The following is a 594-nucleotide window of genomic DNA, read 5'->3' on the forward strand; positions in this document are numbered from 1 at the left end:
TCGACCGCGTCAATCCGACGGTGACGGTCGACATCGTCGATACTCAGTTGAGCGACACCGACAGCAGTTCGCAGGTCACCTTCACCTTCAGCGAGGCGCCGACCAATTTCAGCGAAGCCGACATCTCGGTTTCCGCCGGTCTCACCCTGGTGGCGGGCTCGCTCGCTCAGGACGCCGGCAATCCGCTGCTGTGGACCGCCACGGTCACCGCCAATGACGCCTTCGACGGCACCGGCACGGTGACGGTCGGAACCGCCTGGCAGGATACGGTCGGCAACACCGGCATCGGCGACGACGACACGGTCGCGATCGACCGCGTCAATCCGACGGTGACGGTCGACATCGTCGATACTCAGTTGAGCGACACCGACAGCAGTTCGCAGGTCACCTTCACGTTCTCGGAGGCGCCAGGCGCCAGCTTCACCGTAGCCGACATCACCGCCACGCACGGCACGGTCACCGGCCTCACCGCCACGGCCGACCCGCTGGTCTTCACCGCCACCTTCACGGCCGACGACGGCTTCGCCGGCCAGGGCTCGGTCTCGGTGACGGCCGGCAGCTACACCGACACCGCCGGCAACACCGGTAGTGCGG

At 67.0% G+C, this 594-nt stretch carries 1 protein-coding gene; it reads left to right on the forward strand.

Going from position 1 to position 594, the window contains the following annotated elements:
- Window positions 1–594 (forward strand): Ig-like domain-containing protein (locus NKH22_RS31495; RefSeq protein WP_352912436.1); only part of this gene is annotated, 594 nt, incomplete at both ends.

Origin of the sequence: Mesorhizobium sp. M1252 (genome assembly GCF_040318265.1) — a bacterium.
Classification (GTDB): Bacteria; Pseudomonadota; Alphaproteobacteria; order Rhizobiales; family Rhizobiaceae; genus Mesorhizobium.